This window comes from Helicobacter pylori, assembly GCF_003638305.1.
GTDB lineage: Bacteria > Campylobacterota > Campylobacteria > Campylobacterales > Helicobacteraceae > Helicobacter > Helicobacter pylori_DJ.
Genome location: NZ_MVYP01000003.1, coordinates 13,221 through 39,646 on the forward strand (window position 1 = coordinate 13,221; position 26,426 = coordinate 39,646).

23 protein-coding genes, 1 tRNA gene and 1 pseudogene are annotated in these 26,426 nt (G+C 38.3%); 21 read left to right on the plus strand and 4 right to left on the minus strand.

What is annotated here, in order from left to right:
• Positions 1-4 precede the first annotated feature (4 nt).
• The 17 genes and pseudogenes from EAL04_RS01790 to EAL04_RS01875 all read left to right on the plus strand — a co-directional run bounded on the left by EAL04_RS01790 (position 5) and on the right by EAL04_RS01875 (position 19,916).
• Entirely contained in the window at positions 5-697 is a 693-nt protein-coding gene (locus tag EAL04_RS01790) for a type I restriction endonuclease (protein WP_120972875.1), read from the plus strand.
• Positions 698-870: 173 nt separating this feature from the next.
• A pseudogene (locus EAL04_RS01795) lies at positions 871-3,151 on the plus strand (DEAD/DEAH box helicase family protein).
• Positions 3,144-4,775, plus strand: a complete 1,632-nt coding sequence (locus EAL04_RS01800; protein ID WP_120972877.1) for an N-6 DNA methylase — start codon at positions 3,144-3,146, stop codon at positions 4,773-4,775. The pseudogene EAL04_RS01795 and the gene EAL04_RS01800 overlap by 8 nt, the downstream one beginning before the upstream one ends.
• Positions 4,768-6,018 carry a restriction endonuclease subunit S gene (locus EAL04_RS01805; RefSeq protein WP_120972879.1) on the plus strand — a complete coding sequence of 417 codons (1,251 nt, stop codon included), beginning with the start codon at positions 4,768-4,770 and terminating at the stop codon, positions 6,016-6,018. The genes EAL04_RS01800 and EAL04_RS01805 overlap by 8 nt, the downstream gene beginning before the upstream one ends.
• A 57-nt stretch (positions 6,019-6,075) precedes the next feature.
• Positions 6,076-6,153: transfer RNA gene (locus EAL04_RS01810), tRNA-Pro, on the plus strand.
• A gap of 94 nt (positions 6,154-6,247) precedes the next feature.
• Positions 6,248-8,275 (plus strand): RNA degradosome polyphosphate kinase, encoded by a 2,028-nt coding sequence (locus EAL04_RS01815; protein WP_120972881.1) that lies wholly within the window; start codon positions 6,248-6,250, stop codon positions 8,273-8,275.
• Between the two features lie 37 nt (positions 8,276-8,312).
• Positions 8,313-9,368, plus strand: a complete 1,056-nt coding sequence (locus tag EAL04_RS01820) for a quinone-dependent dihydroorotate dehydrogenase (RefSeq protein ID WP_120972883.1) — start codon at positions 8,313-8,315, stop codon at positions 9,366-9,368.
• Positions 9,365-10,699: a zinc protease PqqE gene (pqqE, locus tag EAL04_RS01825; protein ID WP_120972885.1), complete on the plus strand. Its 1,335-nt coding sequence runs from the start codon at positions 9,365-9,367 to the stop codon at positions 10,697-10,699. Before EAL04_RS01820 ends, pqqE begins: the two co-directional genes overlap by 4 nt.
• A gap of 14 nt (positions 10,700-10,713) precedes the next feature.
• Entirely contained in the window at positions 10,714-11,616 is a 903-nt protein-coding gene (dapA, locus tag EAL04_RS01830; protein WP_120972887.1) for a 4-hydroxy-tetrahydrodipicolinate synthase, read from the plus strand.
• Complete coding sequence (locus EAL04_RS01835; protein ID WP_021177352.1) at positions 11,613-12,401, plus strand: enoyl-ACP reductase; 789 nt, start codon at positions 11,613-11,615, stop codon at positions 12,399-12,401. The genes dapA and EAL04_RS01835 overlap by 4 nt, the downstream gene beginning before the upstream one ends.
• Before the next feature lie 9 nt (positions 12,402-12,410).
• Positions 12,411-13,019: a hypothetical protein gene (locus EAL04_RS01840; RefSeq protein WP_120972889.1), complete on the plus strand. Its 609-nt coding sequence runs from the start codon at positions 12,411-12,413 to the stop codon at positions 13,017-13,019.
• Complete coding sequence (gene pgsA / locus EAL04_RS01845; protein WP_000866194.1) at positions 13,016-13,555, plus strand: CDP-diacylglycerol--glycerol-3-phosphate 3-phosphatidyltransferase; 540 nt, start codon at positions 13,016-13,018, stop codon at positions 13,553-13,555. Before EAL04_RS01840 ends, pgsA begins: the two co-directional genes overlap by 4 nt.
• 197 nt (positions 13,556-13,752) lie before the next feature.
• Positions 13,753-15,195 (plus strand): amino acid permease, encoded by a 1,443-nt coding sequence (locus tag EAL04_RS01850; RefSeq protein WP_120972891.1) that lies wholly within the window; start codon positions 13,753-13,755, stop codon positions 15,193-15,195.
• Positions 15,196-15,238: 43 nt separating this feature from the next.
• A complete protein-coding gene (locus EAL04_RS01855) occupies positions 15,239-16,669 on the plus strand; it encodes a Do family serine endopeptidase (RefSeq protein ID WP_120972893.1) in 1,431 nt (476 codons plus the stop codon).
• Positions 16,670-16,690: 21 nt separating this feature from the next.
• Positions 16,691-17,911 carry a bifunctional 2-C-methyl-D-erythritol 4-phosphate cytidylyltransferase/2-C-methyl-D-erythritol 2,4-cyclodiphosphate synthase gene (locus tag EAL04_RS01860; RefSeq protein WP_120972895.1) on the plus strand — a complete coding sequence of 407 codons (1,221 nt, stop codon included), beginning with the start codon at positions 16,691-16,693 and terminating at the stop codon, positions 17,909-17,911.
• A gap of 21 nt (positions 17,912-17,932) precedes the next feature.
• On the plus strand, positions 17,933-18,829 hold the full coding sequence (locus EAL04_RS01865) for an OriC activity response regulator (RefSeq protein ID WP_120972897.1): 897 nt from the start codon (positions 17,933-17,935) through the stop codon (positions 18,827-18,829).
• Between the two features lie 220 nt (positions 18,830-19,049).
• Complete coding sequence (locus tag EAL04_RS01875; RefSeq protein WP_120972899.1) at positions 19,050-19,916, plus strand: 5'-3' exonuclease; 867 nt, start codon at positions 19,050-19,052, stop codon at positions 19,914-19,916.
• Positions 19,917-20,022: 106 nt separating this feature from the next.
• Here EAL04_RS01875 and EAL04_RS01880 read toward each other — a convergent pair whose 3' ends face one another.
• A complete protein-coding gene (locus EAL04_RS01880) occupies positions 20,023-21,273 on the minus strand; it encodes a hypothetical protein (RefSeq protein WP_120972901.1) in 1,251 nt (416 codons plus the stop codon).
• Between the two features lie 167 nt (positions 21,274-21,440).
• On the opposite strand from EAL04_RS01880, the gene EAL04_RS01885 reads away from it, so the two are divergent.
• The 4 genes from EAL04_RS01885 to fur all read left to right on the plus strand — a co-directional run bounded on the left by EAL04_RS01885 (position 21,441) and on the right by fur (position 24,472).
• Positions 21,441-22,307 carry a DnaJ C-terminal domain-containing protein gene (locus tag EAL04_RS01885; RefSeq protein WP_120972903.1) on the plus strand — a complete coding sequence of 289 codons (867 nt, stop codon included), beginning with the start codon at positions 21,441-21,443 and terminating at the stop codon, positions 22,305-22,307.
• A gap of 9 nt (positions 22,308-22,316) precedes the next feature.
• Complete coding sequence (locus tag EAL04_RS01890; RefSeq protein WP_000332996.1) at positions 22,317-22,688, plus strand: heat shock protein transcriptional repressor HspR; 372 nt, start codon at positions 22,317-22,319, stop codon at positions 22,686-22,688.
• Positions 22,685-23,860: a replication-associated recombination protein A gene (locus EAL04_RS01895; RefSeq protein WP_120972905.1), complete on the plus strand. Its 1,176-nt coding sequence runs from the start codon at positions 22,685-22,687 to the stop codon at positions 23,858-23,860. Before EAL04_RS01890 ends, EAL04_RS01895 begins: the two co-directional genes overlap by 4 nt.
• Before the next feature lie 159 nt (positions 23,861-24,019).
• Positions 24,020-24,472, plus strand: coding sequence for a ferric iron uptake transcriptional regulator (gene fur / locus EAL04_RS01900; protein WP_000824988.1), 453 nt, complete (start codon positions 24,020-24,022; stop codon positions 24,470-24,472).
• Positions 24,473-24,492: 20 nt separating this feature from the next.
• Here fur and EAL04_RS01905 read toward each other — a convergent pair whose 3' ends face one another.
• The 3 genes from EAL04_RS01905 to fliY are packed head-to-tail and all read right to left on the minus strand — an operon-like array spanning position 24,493 to position 26,423.
• Positions 24,493-24,996 (minus strand): DUF2147 domain-containing protein, encoded by a 504-nt coding sequence (locus tag EAL04_RS01905; protein WP_120972907.1) that lies wholly within the window; start codon positions 24,994-24,996, stop codon positions 24,493-24,495.
• Positions 24,993-25,529, minus strand: a complete 537-nt coding sequence (locus EAL04_RS01910; RefSeq protein WP_120972909.1) for a NanQ anomerase/TabA/YiaL family protein — start codon at positions 25,527-25,529, stop codon at positions 24,993-24,995. The genes EAL04_RS01905 and EAL04_RS01910 overlap by 4 nt, the downstream gene beginning before the upstream one ends.
• A 30-nt stretch (positions 25,530-25,559) precedes the next feature.
• A complete protein-coding gene (gene fliY, locus EAL04_RS01915; RefSeq protein WP_120972911.1) occupies positions 25,560-26,423 on the minus strand; it encodes a flagellar motor switch protein FliY in 864 nt (287 codons plus the stop codon).
• Between the last annotated feature and the right edge of the window lie 3 nt (positions 26,424-26,426).

Here is a 26,426-nt window from a genome sequence, read left to right on the forward strand (position 1 = left end):
GTGCATGCCATACAATGAAATCACAAGGGTTCAAATCCCTGCCTTAATGCATTTAGCCAAGTTGGGCTATGATTTTATTCCTACTAATTCTAAAGAAAATAAGCCCAACCTAGACACCGCCACCAACATTTTAACCAATAGTTTCACTCAAGCCTTTGAGCGATTGAACCCCACTAAAAACGCAAAAGATGTTCTTGCTGAAATAAAAAAACGCTTGAATTATGATGATTTGGGCAAAAGCTTTTATGAATACTTGCTCAAAAGCGAGCATCAAATCATAGACTTTGATAACCCTAACAACAATCTTTATGAAATGATGGCTGAATTACCCTATAAATCCTTTAGGCCTGACATCACCCTTTTTATTAACGGCTTGCCTTTGGTGAATATAGAAGTTAAACAGCCTTTCGCCGGACAAGGCATTAAAGAAGAAAAAGATCGCCATATCCAACGCTACAAAAACCCTGAAAATAAAGTTTTTTATAACCTTACGCAAATCTGGCTCTTTAGCGATAACTTGCCCTATGATGAAAACAACCCCGATCAAGGCGTCTTTTATAGCGCTTCTTATTCGCCCATTTTCCAACGCTTTGTTGAAGCTGATAGGCTAGATATTACCCCCCCCCCGAAAATGAACAAAATGAACAAAATTACCAAAACCACAGATCGCTTGAAGAAATTCAAAAACGCGTCTTAAACGAATTTAACCTTAAAGACGCCGACACCCTAGAAAGCTCTAAAGACACCCTCACAAACTCCCTTTTAACTTCGTTTTGCTCTCACAAACGGCTTTGCTTTATCCTAAAATACGGCATTAGTTTCTTAAAAGAAAGAACAGAGTTTAAAAAACACATTTGGCGTTACGCGCAAATGTTTGCGAGCTTGAACGTTTTAAAAGAATTGCAAAAGCATTATGAAACGAACCCAAAAGATCCCCTAAAAGGCATCATTTGGCACACGCAAGGCAGCGGTAAAACCGCCTTAACCTACCACTTAACCAAACTCATCAGAGACTTTTTTAGCCGATCCAACCTAAACAAAAAGACTAAATTTTATTTTATTGTGGACAGACTGGATTTATTAGAGCAAGCCAAAAACGAGTTTTCAAAAAGAGGCCTTTGTGTGCATGAGGCAGAAAATAAAGAGGATTTGAGCCAAAAATTAAAAAACTCTAGCGTGTTTGAAGGCCCTCAAGGGAATGATGAGATCATCGTTGTGAATATCCAAAAATTCAAATCCCCCAATGAAGAAAAAGACCCCAATGAAGACCCTTCTAGTGCTCCTAAAGAAATTGTTTCTAAAAACAGAATTACAAGAAGCGACAAAAGATAGCCACGATTTACAAAGGGTGTTTATCATAGATGAAGCCCACAGGAGCTATGACCCTAAAGGTTGCTTTTACGCTAATTTGATAGAATGCGACAAAACAGCGCTAAAAATCGCTCTCACAGGCACGCCCCTATTAGAAGACAACGCGCAAGATAAAGCCACTAAAAAAACTTTTGGCGGCTACTTGCACACCTATTCTTGTGCAGAATCCATTAAAGACAGACACACCCTAAAACTCCAATTAGAAATCATTGAAAAGAGTTATAAAGAAAAACTACAAGCAATCTATCGCCTTTTACAAGAAAGCATCACTATTGAAGACATAGAGGTTAAAAAAGAAACGATTTTTAATCATGAAAGATACATTAAAGAAATGCTCTCTTATATCATCAGAGATTTATTGAATTTCAGGCGTGTAAATAATGATGAAAATCTAAAGGCTATGGTAATTTGTTTTTCAAGCGCACAAGCCAAGTTAGCCAATTTGCTTTTTAATGAAGTCCAAGAAAAAGTCTTACAAGAAAACCCTAACCTAAGAATTTTAAAAAAACTCCAATCCAGCCTGATTTTGCATGACGAACAAGAAGTCAAAGAAAAGATTTATTCTTTTAAACATGGAGATACCGATATAGTCTTTGTGTTTAACATGCTTTTAACCGGCTTTGATTTACCCAATCTCAAACGCCTTTATATCCATAGAGAATTAAAAGATCACAATTTACTCCAAGCCCTAGCCAGAGTGAATCGCCCCTATAACAACATGTCTTTTGGCTACCTTATAGATTTTGTAGGCATTAAAGAAAATTATGACAAAACGACTGATGATTATTTGAAAGAGTTAAACCAATTCAATCAAAGCGATTTTAATATTAAAGATAATCTCAAAGACATGTTTGCGGATCGCAAGGTTTTAGAGAAAGACATTAAAAACGCCTATGATGATCTTTTTAATTACCCCATTGATGATATAGAGGCCATGACTAGCGCCATTGTTAGTATCAGCGAAATGAACGAGCTTTTAAAGGTCTCACACGCCATTAACACGCTTAAAGAGCGCTACAATTTAATCCGCGCTTCTAATGATGAAAAAATCCTTTCCTTAAAAGAAAAAATTGATATTGAAAAGATCAGCAAAATCTCTTCAATGCTCAGTAAAAAAGCCAAACAACTCCATGCGTTAAAAAATATCAATGAGCCTAAAAACCCAAACGATTTAATTATTTTAGAAGATCTCATCGCTCTTTTAGACTTTAAAATAGAGTTTAAAGAAAGCAAAGAATTACGCTTTAAAGAAAAAGAAGAGATTAGCGCTAAATACAAGCAAGCTAAAGAGATGTTAGAAAAAATCCCGGATCAACAAGATAAAGAAATCCAAAAGATTTCTAAAGATCTTTCAAAACTGATCCAAGAACCCCTAACCAATGATAATTTTGATGGAATTTCTCATTCTTATAGCATAATCATTTCACAACTAAAACAACATAAGGAGCAAACCACCAACCTATTAAATAAATACAATAATGATCGAGCTTATGTGATCACGCATAAGCGCCTTCACAATCGCCTCATGGAAGAAAACATTTCTAAGGGAATTTTCACGCTTTTAAGCGCGCTCAAAAAAGCTCTTGATGAGCGTATTTTTAAGCGTCAAGAAATCTTAAACGAAGAAACCACCCTAAAAACTGCCATAAAAGTAGAATTAAGGGACGCTTTCAAAGAAAACCCCTCCTTAAAAGATTTACAAAAAGAAACAGAATTTATCGTTCAAACCCTTTTTAACGAGCTCACGCAAAACCACCATCAAGGAAATTTGAATGCCTAATAACGCTTTATTACAAATCAAACAAGACACCCTAAGCCTCATTGACGATTTAAAAGTCATTTGCACGAGTTTTGGTTTAGGGAACGACGGCAACGAATACAAGATCATCACGCAATGCTTTTTGTATAAATTCTTATGCGATAAGTTTGAATTCTTTTTTGAACAAGAATTCCCTAACAAAACCATACGAGATTACAAAGATTTTAAAAAGGAAGAAAGAGAAGATTTTTTCCTTACCTTAAGCGATAAACAACTCCCTAAACTCGCTTATGATGAGCTTTTAAACTATCTTTTTGAAAAACATTTTAACGATAACGATTTACACCTTAAGCTAAACGCTATTTTCAATCGCATTTCTAGCAATAACGCCGAACTTTTCAACACCAAAAGCACGGATAAAACCACTATCGCCTTATTTGAAAGCGTCTCACAATACATTAATGAAGAGTCTAAAAGGGCTAATTTTACAAAAGCTTTATTAGACAAACTCAAAAATTTTAATTTCAAACAAGCTTTTTTAAATTTACAAAACCAACAAGGCTATGACTTTTTCGCCCCCATTTTTGAATACTTACTCAAAGATTACAATAACGCCGGCGGAGGGAAATACGCCGAATACTACACCCCTTTAAGCATCGCTAGCATCATCGCTAAGCTTTTAGTGAGCGAACCCACTCAAAGCGTTAAGATCTATGACCCAAGCGCTGGCACAGGCACGCTTTTAATGGCGCTAGCCCACCAAATAGGCACCACTTCTTGCACCCTTTATGCCCAAGACATTTCGCAAAAATCCTTAAGAATGCTCAAACTCAACCTGATTTTAAACGACTTGACCCACTCTTTAAGATACGCCATTGAGGGAAACACTTTAACCAACCCCTACCATTCTAAAGAATGTCATGGGAAAATGGATTACATCGTGAGTAACCCCCCTTTCAAGCTGGATTTTTCCAACGAGCATGCCGAGATTTCGCAAAACAAAAACGATTTTTTCTTAGGCGTGCCTAATATCCCTAAAAACGATAAAAGCAAAATGCCCATTTACACGCTCTTTTTCCAGCATTGCCTGAACATGCTCAGTCCAAAGGGTAAGGGGGCTATTATCGTGCCAACCGGATTCATTAGCGCTAAAAGCGGGGTAGAAAATAAGATTGTCCGGCATTTAGTAGATAAAAGGCTCGTTTATGGGGTGATTTGCATGCCCAGTCAGGTTTTTGCCAACACTGGCACTAACGTGAGCATCATCTTTTTTCAAAAAACGCCAAGCGCAAAGGAAGTGATTTTGATTGACGCTTCCAAACTCGGCGAAGAATACACCGAAAACAAAAACAAAAAAACGCGCTTAAGAGCAAGCGATATGGATTTGATTTTAGAAACTTTTCAAAATAAAACTAAAAAATCGGACTTTTGCGCTCTGGTTTCTTTTGATGAAATCACAGAAAAAAATTATTCTCTAAACCCTGGGCAGTATTTCACTATAGAAGACACGAGCGAAACAATCAGCCAAGCGGAGTTTGAAAACTTGATGCAACAATATTCAAGCGAACTGACGAGCCTTTTTGATGAAAGCCAAAATTTGCAACAAGAAATTTTAGAAACTTTAAAAGGGGTTAGGTTTGAGTGAGCATGTCAAATTAAGTGAAGTATGCGAAATTCTAAATAGCAATGTAGATAAAAAAATAAAAGAAAACGAACAAAAAGTTAAACTCTGTAATTTTACAGATGTATATAATAATTGGGCGATAACAAAATATACAAGTAAAAAATTTATGAAAGCAACCGCCACACAAAACGAAATTAATAAATTTTCATTAAAAAAAGGTTATGTTGCTATTACAAAGGATAGCGAAACAAAAGATGATATAGGCATTTCTACTTATATTGCAGATAATTTTGATAATGTGTTACTAGGTTATCATTGCACTTTGCTTAAACCTAATCAAAAGGTTTTAAATGGAAAATTCTTAAATGCTTATTTAAATTCTTTTTATGGCAGAAAATATTTTTCTAATTGTGCAAGTGGAAGCGGTCAAAGATACACACTAACTATTGATACTATTAAGGATTTAAATATACCTTTAATTAACATAGAAACACAACAAAAAATCGCCCGCACGCTTTCTATCCTAGACCAAAAAATAGAGAACAACCACAAAATCAACGAGCTTTTACACAAAATCCTAGAACTTCTTTATGAGCAATACTTCGTCCGTTTTGATTTTTTAGATGAAAACAACAAACCCTATCAAACTAGCGGCGGGAAAATGAAATTTTCTAAAGAATTAAACCGCCTTATCCCCAACGATTTTGAAGTCAAAACGCTAGGGGAACTAATAACTTGGATTTCCGGAAGTCAGCCACCCAAAAGTTGTCATATATACGAGCATAAAGAGGGTTACATTCGTTTCATACAAAACAGAGATTATGGCTCTAATGATTATATTACATATATTCCTATATCAAAAAATAACAAGATTTGTTATCAATATGATATTATGATAGACAAATACGGAGAGGTCGGAGCCGTGCGTTTTGGACTTCAAGGGGCTTATAATGTTGCCTTAAGTAAAATTAGCGTATTAGATCAATCCATGCAGGAATATATACGCAGTTATCTAAATTCAAAACCTATAAAAAAATATCTTTCTAATGCTTGCATGGCATCTACAAGATCATCACTAAATGAAAATCATATTTATTCTTTAATGCTCCCCATACCACCTATTAATCTATTACAAAAATACGAAAAAATCGCAAAAAATATCATAACAGCTATTATTAAAAACAATCAATCAACCCAAACCCTAACCGCACTCAGAGACTTTCTACTCCCCCTACTCTTAAAACAACAAGTCAAACCACAATAAAAACCAAACATAAGCAATAACTAAGCAAACTTATATTAAAATACCCCTTTTTGATTGCGGAGTATGGCGCAGCCTGATTAGCGCGCACCCTTGGGGTGGGTGAGGTCGTGGGTTTGAATCCCGCTACTCCGACCATGACTTTTTAAAAAAGCTTCAATGATTATCATTTCATTATATAATCACACTAAACAAAATCAATTTTTAAACATGATGATTTGAAGGATTTTTATTGAATCGTTTCTTTAACCGAGAGCTTTCATGGTTAGCTTTTAACACAAGGGTTTTAAACGAAGCCAAAGATGAGAGCTTGCCTTTATTAGAGCGCTTGAAATTTTTAGCCATTTATGACACGAATTTAGACGAATTTTACATGATAAGAGTGGCGGGGCTTAAACAACTCTATGAGCATAAAATCGCCTCTAAAGGCATTGATGGCGCAAGCCCTGAAGAGCAACTAGAAAAAATCAAGCATTATTTAGTGCATGAAATTGAAGAAAGGGAATTAGAATTTCAAAAAATCCAAGCCCTACTCTTTAAAAAAGGGCTTTGTATCACCCCCTATAATGAATTGAATTTAGAGCAAAAAGCGAAGGCTAAAACCTATTTTAAAGAGCAGCTTTATGCGTTAGTCTTGCCTTTTAAGTTGGATTCTTCGCACACTTTCCCGCCTTTAGCGAATTTGACTTTCGCGCTTTTTGCCCACATCAAAGACAAAGAAACTCAAATTACCTCCTATGCGCTCATCAAACTCCCCTCTTTTATCTTCCGTTTTGTGGAGCTAGAAAAAGGCTTGTTTGTGTTGGCTGAAGAAATCGTAGAAGCGCATTTAGAAGAATTGTTTTTAGAGCATGAGATTTTAGATTGCATGGCGTTTAGGGTAACTTGCGATGCGGATATTGCTATCACTGAAGATGAAGCGCATGATTATGCGGATTTGATGAGTAAGAGTTTGAGGAAACGCAATCAAGGCGAAATCGTGCGCTTGCAAACCCAAAAAGGGAGTCAAGAGCTTTTAAAAACCCTTTTAGCGTCTTTAAGGAGTTTTCAAACCCATTCTTACAAAAAGCACAAACTCACCGGCATGCATATCTATAAAAGCATGATCATGCTCAATTTAGGGGATTTGTGGGAATTAGTCAATCATAGCGATTTTAAAACCCTTAAATCGCCCAATTTCACGCCCAAAATCCACCCTCATTTCAATGAAAACGATCTTTTCAAATCCATAGAAAAACAAGATCTGTTGCTGTTTCACCCTTATGAAAGTTTTGAGCCTGTGATCGATTTAATAGAGCAAGCCGCTAGCGATCCGACCACCCTTTCTATCAAAATGACGCTTTATCGTGTAGGCAAGCATTCCCCCATTGTCAAAGCCTTAATTGAAGCAGCGAGCAAGGTTCAAGTGAGCGTTTTAGTGGAATTAAAAGCGCGCTTTGATGAAGAAAGCAATCTGCACTGGGCAAAAGCTTTAGAAAGGGCGGGCGCGTTAGTCGTTTATGGCGTCTTCAAACTCAAAGTGCATGCTAAAATGCTATTGATCACCAAAAAAGCAGACAACCAGTTACGCCATTTCACCCATTTAAGTACGGGCAATTACAACCCTTTGAGCGCTAAAATCTATACCGATGTGAGTTTTTTTAGCGCTAAAAATGAAATCGCTAACGACATTATCAAGCTTTTCCATTCCTTGCTGACTAGCAGCGCCACTAGCAACGCATTAGAAACGCTTTTTATGGCACCCAAACAGATCAAGCCTAAAATCATTGAATTAATCCAAAATGAAATGAATCACAAACAAGAAGGCTATATCATTTTAAAAGCCAACGCCCTAGTGGATAGCGAAATCATTGAATGGCTCTATCAAGCCTCTCAAAAAGGGGTTAAAATTGATCTCATTATTAGAGGGATTTGCTGTTTAAAGCCCCAAGTCAAGAGCTTGAGCGAAAATATCAGGGTGTATTCTATCGTGGGGAAATATTTAGAACATGCACGCATTTATTATTTTAAACATGAAAATATTTATTTTTCTAGTGCAGATTTAATGCCCAGGAATTTAGAAAGGCGCGTGGAATTGCTCATTCCCGCCACAAACCCAAAGATCGCCAATAAATTGTTGCATATTTTAGAAATCCAACTCAAAGACACTTTAAAACGCTACGAGTTAAATTCTAAAGGCCGTTACGCTAAAGTTTCAAACCCTAACGATCCTTTAAATTCACAGGATTATTTTGAAAAACAAGCCCTTAAAACCCTTTAAAGAGCTATCGTTCAAATCATCAAAGACAAGGATTTAAATGCTTTATTCATTAGTAAAAAAATATCTTTTTAGCCTAGACGCTGAAATCGCTCATGAAAAGGTTTGTCAAATTTTAAGAACGCTTTCTTCATCGCCCTTTTTGTGTAGTTTAATCCATTCTCAATGGGGTTATAAAAACCCAAAGCTTGAAAATGAAATTTTAGGCTTAAACTTCCCTAACCCCTTAGGCTTGGCCGCCGGTTTTGATAAAAACGCTTCCATGCTCAGGGCGTTAATCGCTTTTGGGTTTGGCTATTTAGAAGCAGGCACATTGACTAATATCGCGCAAAGCGGGAATGAAAGACCAAGGCTTTTCAGACACATTGAAGAAGAGTCCTTACAAAATGCGATGGGGTTTAATAATCATGGGGCGATTTTGGGAGCAAGATCGTTTAAGCGCTTCGCCCCTTATAAAACCCCTATTGGCATCAATTTAGGCAAAAACAAACACATAGAGCAAGCGTATGCCCTAGAAGATTACAAGGCGGTTTTAAATAAATGTTTAAACATTGGCGATTATTACACTTTCAACCTTTCTTCGCCCAACACCCCTAATTTAAGGGATTTACAAAACAAAGCGTTTGTGCATGAGCTTTTTTGCATGGCGAAAGAAATGACCCCTAAGCCTTTATTTTTAAAAATCGCCCCGGATTTAGAAACAGATGACATGCTAGAAATCGTCAATGGCGCTATTGGAGCGGGAGCGCATGGGATTATTGCGACTAATACGACCATTGATAAAAGCCTGGTGTTCGCTCCTAAAGAAATGGGGGGCTTGAGCGGGAAATGCTTGACTAAAAAAAGCCGTGAAATCTTTAAAGAATTGGCTAAAGCTTTTTTCAATAAAAGCGTTCTTGTTTCTGTGGGAGGGATTAGCGATGCCAAAGAAGCTTATGAAAGGATTAAAATGGGAGCGAGTCTGTTACAAATTTATAGCGCTTTTATTTACAATGGGCCAAATTTATGCCAAAATATTCTTAAAGATTTGGTAAAATTACTCCAAAAAGATGGATTTTTGAGCGTTAAAGAGGCTATAGGAGCGGATTTAAGATGAGATATTTTTCTGTTAAAAGACTTTTGAGGCTTAGTTCTGTCTTGTTAGTCACTTTAGGAGCGAGCATGCACGCACAATCTTACTTACCCAAACATGAGAGCGTTACCTTAAAAAACGGGTTGCAAGTCGTAAGCGTCCCCTTAGAAAATAAAACCGGGGTTATAGAAGTGGATGTGCTTTATAAAGTCGGCTCTAGAAACGAAGTCATGGGCAAGAGCGGGATCGCTCACATGTTAGAGCATTTGAATTTTAAAAGCACCAAAAACCTTAAAGCCGGCGAATTTGATAAGATCGTTAAGCGTTTTGGGGGCGTGAGTAACGCTTCTACGAACTTTGACATCACGCGCTATTTCATTAAAACCAGTCAAGCTAACTTGGATAAGTCTTTAGAATTGTTCGCTGAAACCATGGGTTCTTTGAATTTAAAAGAAGATGAGTTTTTGCCTGAGCGTCAAGTGGTCGCTGAAGAAAGGCGATGGCGCACCGATAATTCCCCTATAGGCATGCTTTATTTCCGCTTTTTTAACACCGCTTATGTCTATCACCCCTACCATTGGACGCCCATTGGTTTTATGGACGATATTCAAAACTGGACTTTAAAAGACATTAAAAAATTCCATTCGCTCTATTATCAGCCTAAAAACGCTATCGTTTTAGTGGTGGGCGATGTCAATTCCCAAAAGGTTTTTGAACTGACTAAAAAGCATTTTGAATCCTTAAAAAACCTTGATGAAAAGGCTATCCCCACCCCTTACATGAAAGAGCCTAAGCAAGATGGAGCCAGAACGGCAGTCGTGCATAAAGATGGGGTCCATTTAGAATGGGTAGCGTTAGGGTATAAAGTGCCTGCTTTCAAGCATAAAGATCAAGTCGCTTTAGACGCTTTGAGTAGACTTTTAGGCGAAGGTAAAAGCTCGTGGTTACAGAGCGAATTGGTGGATAAAAAGCGCCTGGCTTCTCAAGCTTTCTCACACAACATGCAATTACAAGATGAAAGCGTGTTTTTATTCATTGCGGGGGGTAATCCTAATGTCAAAGCTGAAGATTTACAAAAAGAAATCGTAGCGCTTTTAGAAAAGCTTAAAAAAGGCGAAATCACTCAAGCGGAATTAGACAAGCTCAAAATCAATCAAAAAGCTGACTTTATTTCTAATTTAGAAAGTTCTAGCGATGTTGCGGGGCTTTTTGCGGACTATTTAGTGCAAAACGATATTCAAGGCTTGACGGATTATCAGCGACAATTTTTGGATTTAAAAGTGAGCGATTTGGTGCGTGTGGCTAATGAATATTTTAAAGACACCCAATCAACCACCGTGTTTTTGAAACCTTAAAAGAGCCTTATAACATGCAATTCCATTCATCTAGCGCGTTAATTACGCCTTTTAAAAAAGATTTGAGCGTTGATGAGGCCGCTTATGAATCCTTGATCAAGCGCCAAATTTTTCAGGGCATGGACGCATGCGTGCCTGTTGGCACGACAGGAGAATCCGCCACGCTCACCCACAAAGAGCATATGCGTTGCATTGAAATCGCCATAGAGACTTGCAAAAACACTAAAACGCCCTCAAATTCACGCATGAAAGTGTTGGCCGGCGTGGGCAGTAACGCCACGAGTGAGTCCCTTTCTTTAGCAAAGTTCGCTCAAAAAATCGGTGCAGATGCGATTTTATGCGTAAGCCCTTATTATAACCGCCCCACCCAACAAGGCTTGTTTGAACATTATAAAACTATCGCTCAATCAGTGGAAATCCCTGTCATGCTTTATGATGTGCCAAGCCGCACAGGCGTGTCTATTGAAGTTCCAACCGCTCTTAAACTCTTTAGAGAAGTCCCTAACATTAAAGCCATTAAAGAAGCGTCTGGCTCTTTGAAAAGAGTAACAGAATTGCATTATTATGAAAAAGATTTTAAAATTTTTAGCGGGGAAGATTCACTCAACCACTCTATCATGTTTTCAGGGGGGTGCGGCGTGATTTCAGTGACCGGTAATTTAATGCCCAATCTGATTTCACAAATGGTCAATTGCACGCTCAAACAAAAATACCAACAAGCCCTAGAAATCCAAAATAAGCTTTTTAGTTTGCACCAAGCCCTTTTTGTAGAAACGAACCCTATCCCTATTAAAATGGCCATGCATTTAGCCGGCTTGATTGAAAACCCAAGTTACAGACTGCCTTTAGTGGCCCCAAGCAAAGAAACGATCAAACTTTTAGAAAAAACCCTACAACAATATGAGGTAATTGCATGAATCATTCCAACCACATGAAAAATAAAACCCTAGTGATCAGCGGTGCGACTAGGGGGATTGGCAAGGCGATATTGTATCGATTCGCTCAAAGTGGCGTGAATATCGCTTTCACTTACAATAAAAATGTTGAAGAAGCCAACAAAATTATAGAAGATGTGGAGCAAAAATATTCCATTAAAGCCAAAGCCTACCCCCTTAATGTTTTAGAGCCTGAGCAATACACAGAGCTTTTTAAACAAATTGACGCTGATTTTGACAGAGTGGATTTTTTTATTTCTAACGCTATTATTTATGGGCGCTCTGTCGTGGGGGGATTTGCGCCGTTTATGCGATTAAAACCTAAGGGGTTAAACAACATTTACACAGCCACCGTGTTAGCGTTTGTCGTAGGGGCTCAAGAAGCGGCAAAACGCATGCAAAAAATAGGCGGCGGGGCGATCGTGAGCTTAAGCTCTACCGGGAATTTGGTCTATATGCCTAATTATGCTGGGCATGGCAATTCTAAAAACGCCGTAGAAACCATGGTCAAATACGCTGCCGTGGATTTAGGCGAATTTAACATTAGAGTGAATGCGGTTAGCGGCGGGCCTATTGATACGGACGCTTTGAAAGCCTTCCCTGATTATGTGGAGATTAAAGAAAAAGTAGAAGAGCAATCGCCCCTAAAACGCATGGGCAATCCTAACGATCTAGCCGGAGCGGCTTATTTTTTGTGCGATGAAACCCAAAGCGGTTGGCTTACAGGGCAAACGATCGTTGTAGATGGCGGGACTACTTTTAAATAAAGATTTTTTTTGAAAAACATTATCCACATCCACCAAAACAAAGAGTTGCAATTCATTAAAAAATGCTTGTTGGGCTATTTTTTCGCCCCTTTGTGTGGGGCTATTTTGTTGGTGCTTTTTCTTGTGTCAAGCGGGGCAAAATCGTTTCAAATTTCTAACCTCTTTAACAATCAACTAGCTTATATCGTGTTATTGTCTCTTTTTTTATGCGCGATTGGGTTTATTGCCGGAGCGATTGGTTTTTACAGGCTTTCTAAAATCACACGCCATCTGAGTTTTTTTGAAAATTTCGCTTTCAGTTTTTTGGCGGTGATTTTATGCGCTCTTTTAAGCTATCTTGTCCCTAACGCCAGTAACACTCTTTCGCTAATCGGTAATGGCGTTTCTATTTTTTATTTGCACAAACTCTATAGAGAATTGAGCCTTTACACGCAAGAAAGGTTTTTTTTAAGCGGTTTTAGGTTATTGCTTTTTAGTTTCATGCTGGCTCTTTTAGGGGTTTTAGCGCAAGCGTTAGTTATCATTTTTTTAACGATCGCTGTGGTTTTAATGTGTGTGGCGCTTAGCTTTTTAGGGCGCGCGTTTTTGAATTTTTCACAAGTCTTTTTGAAAGCATGAAAGTTTTAAAACTCTTGCCTAATTTTTTGACGATTTTGCGTATTGTCTTATCCTTGTTTTTATTATTTTTATTGTTAAACACGCGCACTTATTTCAGTTTTTTAACCCCCTTTCACATCAACATGATCTCTTCATTGGTTTTTTTGTTTGCCGCGCTCACGGATTTATTGGACGGCTACATCGCTAGAAGCTATAAAGCCAAATCGCGCTTTGGGGAAATTTTTGATCCTTTAGCGGATAAAATCCTTATTTTGAGCGCGTTTTTAGGGTTAGTTTATTTGGATCGTGTGAATGCGTGGATCCCGTTTGTGATTTTAGGGCGCGAATTTTTTATTTCAGGACTTAGAGTCTTAGCCGCTAATGAAAAAAAGGATATTCCTGTCAATGCGTTAGGCAAGTATAAAACCGTTTCTCAAGTCGTGGCGATTGGCGCTTTATTAGCCAATTTAACTTACTCCTATGCGCTTGTGGCTATAGCGGTTTTTTTAACCCTTTATTCGGGGATAGATTACACGATTAAATATTATAAATCTTAATGTTTTAAAAGAAGTTTTTAGCGTTTTTTTAAAAAACACCTTAAAACTTTGCTCTCATCAAATATTGATAAACATTAACTTTAGTATTCTTTCGTTTTTTTAAAATTTTATTTTCAATATTCAATTAAAAAAAATCATTTTATTTTATTTTTGTTATAATCCAAGCTATTTTTATTTTCAATCTAAGGAGGTGTCGCATGGACAATCAAAAGATAACGCATCAAAATACCACGCAAAAACAAGGCGAGCTTAAAAGAGACATGAAAATGCGCCATCTCTTAATGATTGCATTTGGGGGAGCGATCGGCACAGGGCTTTTTGTAGGCACTGGGGGTAATATTGCGAACGCTGGCCCTTTAGGGACCTTGATCGCTTATGGTTTTGGAGGGCTTGTAGTTTATTGCATCATGCTCTCTTTAGGCGAATTGGCTAGCGTTTATCCCACTACGGGAAGCTTTGGGGATTATGCGGCTAAATTCATAGGCCCTGGCACGGGCTATATGGTTTTTTGGATGTATTGGCTTGGCTGGGTGATCACGGTGGCGTTAGAATACATCGCTATAGGCATGCTCATGCAACGCTGGTTTGTAAATATTCCCATCCATTATTGGGTTATTTTATGCATTGCGTTAGTTTTTTTATTGAACTTTTTTTCGGTTAAAATTTTTGCCGAGGGCGAGTTTTTCTTTAGCCTGATTAAAGTTTTAGCGGTGATCGCTTTTATAGGCATTGGCGTAATTGGGATCATTTATCAAATCTATTTGCATGGGTTTAGTTCTATTTTTGATAACTTCCATTTTGGCGATAAGGGGTTTTTCCCTAACGGGAGCGCAGCGGTTTTTAGCGCGATGCTCGCTGTCATTTTTGCATTCACTGGCACAGAGGTGATTGGGGTGGCTGTAGGAGAGACTAAAAACGCTAGCGAAGTGATGCCCAAAGCGATTAAAGCGACCTTGTGGCGGATTGTCTTTTTCTTTTTAGGCTCTGTGTTTGTCATTTCTGTTTTTTTACCCATGAATGATTCTTCTATCACGCAAAGCCCTTTTGTGAGCGTTTTAGAACGCATCAACTTGCCTTTTATTGGCATGGGTATCCCTTATGTGGCTGATATAATGAACGCTGTTATCATTACGGCGATGTTTTCTACCGCTAATTCAGGGCTTTATGGAGCGAGCCGCATGATTTATGGGCTGTCCAAACAAAAGATGTTTTTTAAGGTTTTTTCCCAACTCAACCGACAAGGCACGCCCACTTATGCGATGCTTTTTTCCCTTTCTTTTTCTCTCATAGGGCTTTTAGTCCAAATTTATGCCAAAGAAAATGTCGTGGAAGCTTTGATTAATGTGATCAGTTTCACGGTGATTATTGTGTGGGTTAGCGTGTCCATTTCGCAATATTCTTTCCGTAAGCAATACTTAAAAGCTGGGCATTCTTTAAAAGATTTGCCTTATAAAGCCCCCTTTCTGCCCTTTTTGCAACTCATAGGGATCACTGGGTGTGTCATCGGCGTGATTGGTTCGGCTATGGATAAGGATCAACGCATCGGGATGATTTTAACGATTGTTTTTGCTGTTGTGTGTTACATTGGATACTATTTTACACAAAAAGCTAATGAAAATAACAAAAAAGATTTGATATAATCTTTTCTTAATTTTGAAGTTTACACATTTTAAGGAAGTAACCATGATGAAAAAAACCCTTTTTATCTCTTTGGCTTTAGCGTTAAGCTTGAATGCGGGCAATATCCAAATCCAAAACATGCCCAAAGTGAAAGAGCGAATAAGCGTCCCCTCTAAAGAGGATACGATCTATTCTTACCACGATTCCATTAAGGATTCTATTAAAGCGGTGGTGAATATCTCCACTGAAAAGAAGATTAAAAACAATTTTATAGGTGGCGGTGTGTTTAATGACCCCTTTTTCCAACAATTTTTTGGGGATTTGGGCGGCATGATCCCTAAAGAAAGAATGGAAAGGGCTTTAGGCAGCGGCGTCATCATTTCTAAAGATGGCTATATCGTTACGAATAACCATGTGATTGATGGCGCGGATAAGATTAAAGTGACCATTCCAGGGAACAACAAAGAATATTCCGCTACTTTAGTAGGCACCGATTCTGAAAGCGATTTAGCCGTGATTCGCATCACTAAAGACAACTTACCCACGATCAAATTCTCTGATTCTAATGATATTTTAGTGGGCGATTTGGTTTTTGCGATCGGTAACCCTTTTGGCGTGGGTGAAAGCGTTACGCAAGGCATTGTTTCAGCGCTCAATAAAAGCGGGATAGGGATCAACAGCTATGAAAATTTCATTCAAACAGACGCTTCTATTAATCCTGGAAATTCCGGTGGCGCTTTAATTGATAGCCGTGGAGGGTTAGTGGGGATTAATACCGCTATCATCTCTAAAACCGGGGGCAACCACGGCATTGGCTTTGCCATCCCTTCTAACATGGTTAAAGATATTGTAACCCAACTCATCAAAACCGGTAAGATTGAAAGAGGTTACTTGGGCGTGGGCTTGCAAGATTTGAGCGGCGATTTGCAAAATTCTTACGACAATAAAGAAGGGGCGGTGGTCATTAGCGTAGAAAAAGACTCTCCGGCTAAAAAAGCAGGGATTTTGGTGTGGGATTTGATCACTGAAGTCAATGGGAAAAAGGTTAAAAACACGAATGAGTTAAGGAATCTAATCGGCTCCATGCTACCCAATCAAAGAGTAACTTTAAAAGTCATTAGAGACAAAAAAGAACGCACTTTCACCCTCACTCTAGCCGAAAGGAAAAACCCTAACAAAAAAGAAACCATTTCTGCTCAAAACGGCACGCAAGGCCAATTGAACGGGCTTCAAGTAGAAGATTTAACCCAAAAAACCAAAAGGTCTATGCGTTTGAGCGATGATGTTCAAGGGGTTTTAGTCTCTCAAGTGAATGAAAATTCCCCAGCGGAGCAAGCCGGCTTCAGGCAAGGCAATATCATCACAAAAATTGAAGAGATTGAAGTGAAAAGCGTTGCGGATTTTAACCATGCTTTAGAAAAGTATAAAGGCAAACCCAAACGATTCTTAGTTTTAGACTTGAACCAAGGTTATAGAATCATTTTGGTGAAATGATAGGGGTGGGTTGTTAATCGCATGTCCTTGATTAGAGTGAATGGGGAAGCTTTTAAATTCTCTTTGGAAAGTTTAGAAGAAGATCCTTTTGAAACTAAAGAAACGCTAGAAACGCTTGTTAAACAAACGAGCGTTGTTTTATTGGCTGCTGGGGAGTCTAAGCGTTTTTCTCAAACCATCAAAAAACAATGGTTGCGCTCTAATCATACCCCCTTATGGCTCAGCGTGTATGAAAGCTTTAAAGAAGCCCTAGACTTTAAAGAAATCATTTTGGTTGTAAGCGGATTGGATTATATTTATATCCAACGCCATTACCCCAAAATCAAGCTTGTAAAAGGCGGGGCATCAAGGCAAGAATCCGTGCGTAACGCTTTAAAAGTAATTGATAGCGCTTACACGCTCACCAGCGATGTGGCTAGGGGTTTAGCCAATATGGAAGTGCTTAAAAGTTTGTTTTTAACCCTCCAACAAACGAGCCATTATTGCATCGCTCCTTACTTGCCTTGCTATGACACAGCGATCTATTATAATGAAGTTTTAGATAGAGAAGCGATCAAACTCATTCAAACCCCGCAATTAAGCCACACTAAAACGCTCCAATCAGCCCTAAATCAAGGGGATTTTAAAGATGAAAGCAGCGCGATTTTACAAGCTTTCCCTGATCGTGTGAGTTATATTGAAGGCAGTAAAAATTTGCACAAACTCACCACGAGCGATGATTTGAAACATTTCGCGCTCTTTTTCAACCCAGCAAAGGACACTTTTATCGGCATGGGCTTTGATACGCATGCGTTTGTTAAAAATAAGCCTATGGTTTTAGGGGGGGTTGTTTTGGATTGCGAGTTTGGGTTAAAGGCTCACAGCGATGGCGATGCTTTGTTGCATGCGGTTATTGATGCGATTTTAGGGGCGATTAAAGGAGGGGATATTGGCGAATGGTTCCCTGATAATGACCCCAAATACAAAAACGCCTCTTCTAAAGAGCTTTTAAAAATCGTATTGGATTTTTCTCAAAGCATTGGGTTTGAATTGCTTGAAATGGGGGCGACCATCTTTAGCGAAATCCCTAAAATCACTCCTTACAAACCGGCGATTTTGGAGAATTTGAGCCAACTTTTGGGTTTAGAAAAATCTCAAATCAGCTTGAAAGCCACCACAATGGAAAAAATGGGGTTCATTGGCAAACAAGAGGGGCTGTTAGTCCAAGCGCATGTGAGCATGCGTTATAAACAAAAACTTTAAATGCGATAAAAGGAAGAATTGATGAAAATCTTAATCATTGAAGATGATTTAGCGCTAGCCAGGAGTATCTCTCATAATTTGCATGATTTGGGGCATTTTTGCGAGATCATCTCTAGCATTTCAGAAGAAAATAAAGAGCCTTATGATGTGATTTTAGTTTCTTCTAAAGTTTGCACTCAAGGGCGTTGCGAACATTTTGTGCGTTATAATTCCAAGCAAATCATTATCATGATGGCTTCACATGTCAATGAAGATGGCGTGAATAAACCCATTCAAGCGGGAGCGAGAGATTATATTCTAAAACCTTTTAAAATGGATGAATTGTTGCGTAAGATCCAATACCATAGAGCTTATCAAGAAATGACCGCTCGCTTGGGATTTTATGAAAATTACTTAGACTTTATCCATGCGGAATTGCCCTTGCCTAAAGATTTTTCCTACAGGCCGCCCTTTATCATCCACACGCCCTCTCAAGAGCTTGCGAACGCTTATTTATTGCAATACGCTAAAGAAAGGCAAATGGATTTTTCTTTTTTCTCTTTAAAGGATACCACTTGGAAAGAGCTATACAAGAATAAAGACAAATTAGAACGCCCTTTTTACATCATGCATTTAGAAGAGCTTAAAAAAGACGAGCAATTGAAATTGTTGGAATTGGCTCGTTCATGCCCCATTGTTTTGTCCTATACCCATAAAGAGCCATTAGAATTTCCTAAAATTGTGAGCATTGAATGCGGCAATAGACCCCTATCTTTGTTCAGCAATAACACGTCCTTTCTTTCCATTCAAGAATACGAAAAGGAAGCGATCAGGCATTTTTCTTCTACTTGCACCGATACGGAATTAGCCAGCAAGCTTGGCATTAGCCGTAAAAGCCTTTGGGAAAAACGCCGGAAGTATAACTTACCGCGCAAGTAGAAAATCCTTAAACTCTGTTTTCATGGGGCGCTAATCATAAAATGCAAGAATGCTAAAAGCGTTTTTACAATCAAAAGAGCTAGAACAAGCGATAACCTCTTAAAATTTAGCGTATTTAATGAGAATAGAGCTAATTATCATTAAAATAACTTATTATTTGCTATATATTTACTATAATAGTTTATCTTTTAAAGAGAGAAATTCAACTTAAGGATTAACCATTAGACAAGCGTTTAACAAAACAAGATCCACGCATTCAAGAACCCTTTTATTGGACATTGATTGCGTTATCCCTAATATTGTTAGGCGTTTGCTCTCTAATAAAACGCTCCCCAAAAGATTCGCCGCTTATAGCTTGCAAGAAGTGGGCGTTATTTTCTTGACCACTCAGATTCTATCTATCATGCGTAAAACCCATTGCTCTAAAACGCTTTTTTTTATCACTAGAGGCAGAGAGAGTTTCCGCTACCAGCTGTGCGATCATTACAAACAAAAACGGCACCAATTTGATGAAGATTTTAGATCCCTTTTAAAAGCTCTCAAAATCGCTTTAGTGGAAAAATACCCCCTAAAAAAAGGGGCTAAAATCCAGGGCGAACATTGTTTTGAATATGAAGCCGATGATATTATCTCTTTTTACAAAAAGAAAGACCCCAACAATTATGTGATAGCCAGCATGGATAAGGATATTTTGTATTCCAATAGAGGTTCTCATTTCAACTTGAAAACGAACGCCTTTTTTAATGTGAGTCAAAAAGAAGCCCATTTTTTTGCTTATTACCAATGCGTTGTGGGGGATAAGGGGGATAATATCAAAGGGGTCAAAGGGATTGGCGGCTTCAACTATAAAGATTTTTTAAACGAAGACGCTAAAGAGCATGAATTGTGGGAGCAAATCATTCAAGCGTTCAAAATTAAAGAAGATTTGAGCGACAGCGAAGCTAAAGAAAAGGCTCTTTTAAACATGCGTTTAGTCAATATGCACCAGATGACCCACCATGGCGTGATCAAACTATGGGAACCTGAGTTTAAAAAAGCTTTTTTCCCTAAAAAACCCCAAAGACCTGATTTTAAAAGAATTTCTTAAAACATTTTTAAAACAAAAACCTCTTTTAATATTGATTTTTTAAAAAAAGAAATTACCGCTTGCTTTATTGCAAACTCTTCATTATTGGTTGTAAAATGGCATCTTTTTAAAACAAAAACTTCCCAAAAAAGACAAAAGAACTATTTCCAAGGCTTTTTCTCGTGGCTTTAGAATTATAAGCATACACATACCCCCCACCCATATCAAAAGACAAACTCCTATAAGTCCAAACCCTAAAACTGCTCATTAAAGAATATTCTTGATAATCCCCAAAAGCCACCATCGCGTCTAAACGCACCCTTTTAGTCTTAAGCCCTAAAAAAACATAGCCTGAAATGCTGGAGTTAGCAAAATAAATCGCTGGCACACCGGGCGCGTTGATCCCACGGCCATAGAATTTAGTCCTGTCATTAAAAGTCCATAGATAGCCCTTATTGTTCCTTGCCGGAACGATATAAAAACCCGTTCCAAAATTAAAAATTTGGTATTTAAAAGTTTGATCGATCAAAAACAAGCCGGCATTTTTAGCGTTTGTAGTAGCATCAGTGTTGCCGTATTGATACATGCCATGCACTAGAGTGTGCGAAGTGAAACCCTTAGCTAAAGAAGCGTCATACTCCAACTTACCCCCCACTTGCACTAAAACATTTTGAGTGGGCAAAGGCAAGCGGGTGTCCGTTAAAATAAAAGGCACCACTTTAAGATTTTCATGCCTGTATTCTGCGCCCAAAACAAACACTTCCCCCCCTACATACAAGCGTTTAGACACAGGATCATAAGACGCTAGAGCGTTTAGGGAAGTAGCGATCCGATTCCCTTGCTCTTTATTGATCTGATGCCCATTATAAAGCATGCTATCCATAAAAATCCCAAAATAACGCATGGAATTTTGCTTAAAAGCCACAGAGACCCCTTGAATATTGCCCCCTATCCAATCAAAATCCACAAAATCGGTATTGAAACGCCCTAAAGCGATTTTAAAACGCTGGTTAGTGTATTGAAGATACGCATCAGAAACATCGCCAGCGCTCAAATAAGGCTTAACATTGTTAGGGTTACCAAAAAAATTCCCTAGACTGATGTAAAGGTTAGCCAAACGCTGTTTGTTATAAATATTCCAAGCCCCAATCGCTCCAATACCAAAGGACCACCCATTGCTATAAGAAAAATCCACCCCAAGGCGCGCTAAAGCCCCCACATAGCTGTGAGGGTTTTTTTGCGCCCCTTGATTATACAATAGCCCCAGATAGCCAAAAGGTTTGACGGCGATTTCTAAAGCTTTCAAAGACAGACCATTTAAAAAAAAGATCCCTAACGCTAAATAATAATATCTTTTCTTATTTTTCTTATATTGCATTAAAAACTCATCGTGGATTTAAACTCAATATTTTAGTTAAAATTCCTTTTAATTGCGCTGAAACGGGTTTAAAATCTCAATTACCACTAAACATTATCAATAAACTTGATTGACTAACACTAAAGATTTATGATAGTATTCTAATAAAACTATTTTAAAGGTGATCCATGAGTAAGAGTTTATACCAAACTTTAAACGTGAGCGAAAACGCCAGCCAAGATGAAATCAAAAAATCCTACCGCCGTTTAGCCAGACAATACCACCCGGATTTGAATAAAACCAAAGAAGCCGAAGAAAAATTCAAAGAAATCAACGCCGCTTATGAAATTTTGAGCGATGAAGAAAAACGCCGCCAATACGATCAATTTGGCGATAACATGTTTGGCGGGCAGAATTTCAGCGATTTTGCCAGAAGCCGTGGTCCTAGTGAAGATTTAGACGATATTTTAAGCTCTATTTTTGGGAAAGGAGGCTTTTCGCAAAGATTTTCTCAAAACTCGCAAGGCTTTTCTGGCTTTAATTTTTCCAATTTCGCCCCTGAAAATTTAGACATAACCGCTATTTTAAATGTCTCTGTTTTAGACACCCTTTTAGGCAATAAAAAACAAGTGAGCGTCAATAATGAGACTTTTAGCCTTAAAATCCCTATCGGCGTGGAAGAGGGCGAAAAGATTAGGGTTCGCAACAAGGGGAAAACGGGGCGAACGGGTAGGGGCGATTTGCTCTTGCAGATCCATATTGAAGAAGATGAAATGTATAGGCGCGAGAAAGACGATATTATCCAAATCTTTGATTTGCCCTTAAAAACGGCTCTTTTTGGAGGGAAGGTTGAAATCGTTACTTGGCATAAAACCTTAACCCTAACCATTCCTCCTAACACCAAAGCCATGCAAAAATTCCGCATCAAAGACAAAGGGATTAAAAACAGAAAAACTTCGCATGTGGGGGATTTGTATTTGCAAGCTCGTTTGATCTTGCCTAAAACGGAAACGCTTTCTAATGAGTTAAAAGCGTTATTAGAAAAAGAATTGTAAGGAGAAATCGTGTGCGATTATGATGAACCGCTTTATTTGATCAGCGTTGTGGCTAAAATCTTAGGCGTGCACCCTCAAACCTTGCGCCAATACGAAAAAGAGGGTTTGATAGAGCCTAGCAGGACTGATGGGAAAATGCGCTTGTATTCCCAACGAGACATGGACAAAATCAAAACGATTTTACGCCTTACAAGGGATATGGGGGTTAATCTAGCGGGCGTGGATATTATCTTGCGCTTAAAAGAAAAGCTTGATGAATTAGACAATCTCAATAAAGAACTGCAAGACGCTCTGCAAAAACACTCTAAAAACCACAAAACCCCAACGAAAAATCTAAACACCCCTACGAATTTTTACGAATTGATTTTATTTAAAAAATGAGCCTGACTTCGCTTTTAAACCCCACAAGCCTAGAATATTTTTTAGGTCAAGAGCATTTAATAGGGAAAGACGCCCCCTTATTTAAAGCCTTACAATCCAAACACTTCCCCCATGCCTTTTTCTATGGCCCTCCTGGCGTGGGTAAAACAAGCCTGGCTCAGATCATCGCTCGCTCCCTAGAACGCCCCATTCTTTTGTTTAATGCGACGGATTTCAAATTAGAGGATTTGCGCCTTAAGCTTAAAAATTACCAAAACACCCTTTTAAAGCCCGTTGTTTTTATTGATGAAACCCACAGATTGAATAAAACCCAACAAGAATTTTTACTCCCCATTATGGAAAAAAATCACGCTTTAATCTTAGGGGCTAGCACACAAGATCCAAATTACAGCCTAAGCCATGCGATCCGCTCAAGAAGTTTTATTTTTGAATTAACCCCCTTAAATAAGAGCGATTTAGACAAGCTTTGCGATAAAGCTTTAGCATTGTTAAAAAAACAAATAGAGCCTGACGCTAAAACCTATCTTTTAAACAACAGCGCTGGCGATGCCAGAGCGTTATTAAACCTTTTAGATTTGAGCGCTAAAATAGAAAATCCTATCACTTTAAAAACCTTGCAATCCTTACGGCCCCATAGCCTAAATGACGGATCTTATAGCGATGATACGCATTATAACCTCACTAGCGCGCTCATTAAATCTTTAAGAGGGAGCGATGAAAACGCTTCCATCTATTATCTGGCGCGCTTGATTGCTGGCGGGGAAAACCCGGAATTTATCGCCAGAAGGCTGGTGATTTTTGCGAGCGAAGATATTGGTAACGCTAACCCAAACGCCCTTAATTTAGCCACTTCTTGCTTGTTTTCAGTCAAACAAATCGGCTACCCTGAAGCGCGCATCATTTTAAGCCAGTGCGTGATTTATCTGGCTTGTTCGCCCAAGTCTAACACGGCTTATAGAGCGATCAATCAGGCTTTGGATTGCGTTCAAAAAGGCTCACTCTACCCTATTCCTAAACACCTATTGCCTAACGCTAAAGACTACCTTTACCCGCATGATTATAACGGCTATGTCAAACAAGATTATTTAGAAAAACCCCTCAATTTGGTTTCTTCTCAAGGCATAGGGTTTGAAAAAACCCTTTTAGAATGGCTTGATAAAATAAGAAATTGATCTTATAAGTTACATTAAAATGCGACAATGGTAATAAAAAATCAATATTTTTTGATTAAATTAAAATAATAATGAGTTTTATCTATGGTTCATCGCATTATTATTGTATAATAATATTCTAGTTATAAAAATCATTTTACGGATAAGGGAAATATCAGCATGAAAAGATTAGAAACTTTAGAATCTATTTTAGAGCGCTTGAGGATGTCTATCAAAAAAAACGGACTCAAAAATTCAAAGCAGAGGGAAGAAGTGGTGAGCGTTTTGTATCGCAGCGGCACACACCTAAGCCCTGAAGAAATCACGCACTCTATCCGCCAAAAAGACAAAAACACCAGCATTTCTTCCGTGTATCGCATTTTAAATTTCTTAGAAAAAGAAAATTTTATCTGCGTTTTAGAGACTTCAAAGAGCGGCCGGCGTTATGAAATTGCGGCTAAAGAGCACCATGATCACATCATTTGTTTGCATTGCGGTAAAATCATTGAATTTGCAGACCCTGAAATTGAACACCGCCAGAACGAAGTCGTTAAAAAATATCAAGCCAAGCTGATTAGCCATGACATGAAAATGTTTGTGTGGTGCAAAGAATGCCAAGAGAGCGATGATTAAAAAAATTTAAAGAAGCTAGCTTAAATAGGGCTATCTTTAATGGTTTTAAGGACTTCATCCAGGTTAAAACGCTTGAGTTTTAGATTTTTGATTTCTTCATCGCTCAGGCGTTTCCAGGTGAAGGTTTTGCCCACATACCCCCATTTGTCATAGCTTGAAGTGAATTCCAAATCCCCGTTTGAATTTTGAGTGACTCTCACATGGTAGGTCTTGCCGTCATAAAAATTATACGCCTTACCGCCTTTATAAGATCGTTCCCCAACCTTAATCAAATCGCTTAAAAACACCACGCCTTTATCGCTGCGATTCCTTAGTTTTGGGTTAGGATTGAGTTTGTCTTTTTTGGCTTTAGAGCCATCCACATCAGAAATACCATAGGCATAGAACTTCCCATTATGCTCAAAAAACTCCACAAAAGAGCTTTTCATGTATAAAAATTCCTGAGTTTGATAAACTCCAGGCAACTCTACAGCCCTTAAAAAACAACAAAAAACTAACACTACAATAAGACTCACCAATTTCATAATTTTAATTTGATCAATCCTTTAGGCATTTTAACGACCGCTTTAAAAATCGGCTCTTCCCTATATTTTTCAAAAGACTCTCCATAGAACCTCAACGCATGCGCATCGCTTTCAAAAAAAATAGCCAGCATGCCCGCATCTAAACGCAAAAAAGAAGCTTCTTGAACCGGCTCATAAACGATCAAATCTCTTTTTTCATCGTAAGGGGTTTTAATGGTGGCTTGATTGATGTCCACCACTTTAGCCCCCTCAACGCCTTTGACAATCAGCTGGAAATCCACATATTGTTTGTGGCTTTCAAAAAAGCCTTTCTCGCTTTCTCTAGCATGCTCTAAACAATAACTCTGCTCTATGCTAAAAATGCCATGCCCTAAAGGCGTTTGAAATTCTGTATTAGGTTCGAGATTTAAAACCCTTTGATTCGCTCCACTACCCTTTTGCATGACCTCTTTTAAATACGCATGCAAAATTTCTAATTCTTGCGTTTTTTTAAACAAATGCCCAAGTGAGCCTAATTCCCCAAAAATAGCCATATTCCTTCCTTCTTTATACTTTAAAATGGTTTAATTTTTCAATTGCTCTAAGCGTTCTTTTTTAGTGCCAATATCCGTGATCTGAATGCCAAAATTCCCATCCACGATCACCACTTCGCCCTTAGCGATCACCTTGTCATCTACAAGAATTTCCAAAGGGTCATTCACCAATTGATCCAACTCTACCACGCTCCCTATATCCATAGAGACCACATCTTTTAAAATCATCTTTTTTTGCCCGATACGCACCTTAACGTTCAATTTCACGTCTAAAAGCATGCTGATATTGCGGATTTCTATGTTTTCTAAAGACGCGTCGTGGGTTTTAATCTCTTCAGTAGCGCTCTGTGTCGTTTCTTCTTTTTCTTCCTTATGCGTTTTTTCAAATTGGCGCTCAAAAGCTGCCGTAGTCAATAAAACGATTTGGCTTTCTTTGATGGCTTCCATTTTAAAAGAAAACACCATCGCCTTAGTATAATCTTCTTTTTTAGGAAGCTCTTTAGCGATTTCAGCGTTCGTGGTAGTGAAATTGAGTTTGGGGAGCAATTCTTGAGACTTCAAGCTCGTAGCGATCGCGCCAAAAATATTAGAAGCCATTTCCTTAAAAGCGTCCAAATCGTCATTATCCATTTCTTCCTTACTCGCCCCCTCACCTCCTAGCATCAAATCGCTCAAAGCGGTAACTAAATCTACCGGAGCCAGTAATTCAATAGGACTTTCATTTTTTTCAATCGCGCTAATCTTGACCCTTGCATAAGGCGCGCTGATTAATTTCAAAAAAGATTCTTCACTACTAGAAACTTCTTTTTCTAATCCCACGCTTGGAGCCTTACCCACTAACCCTTCTAAAGTAGAGACAACCTCTTGAATAAAAATTTTAATAAAATCTTGCATTTC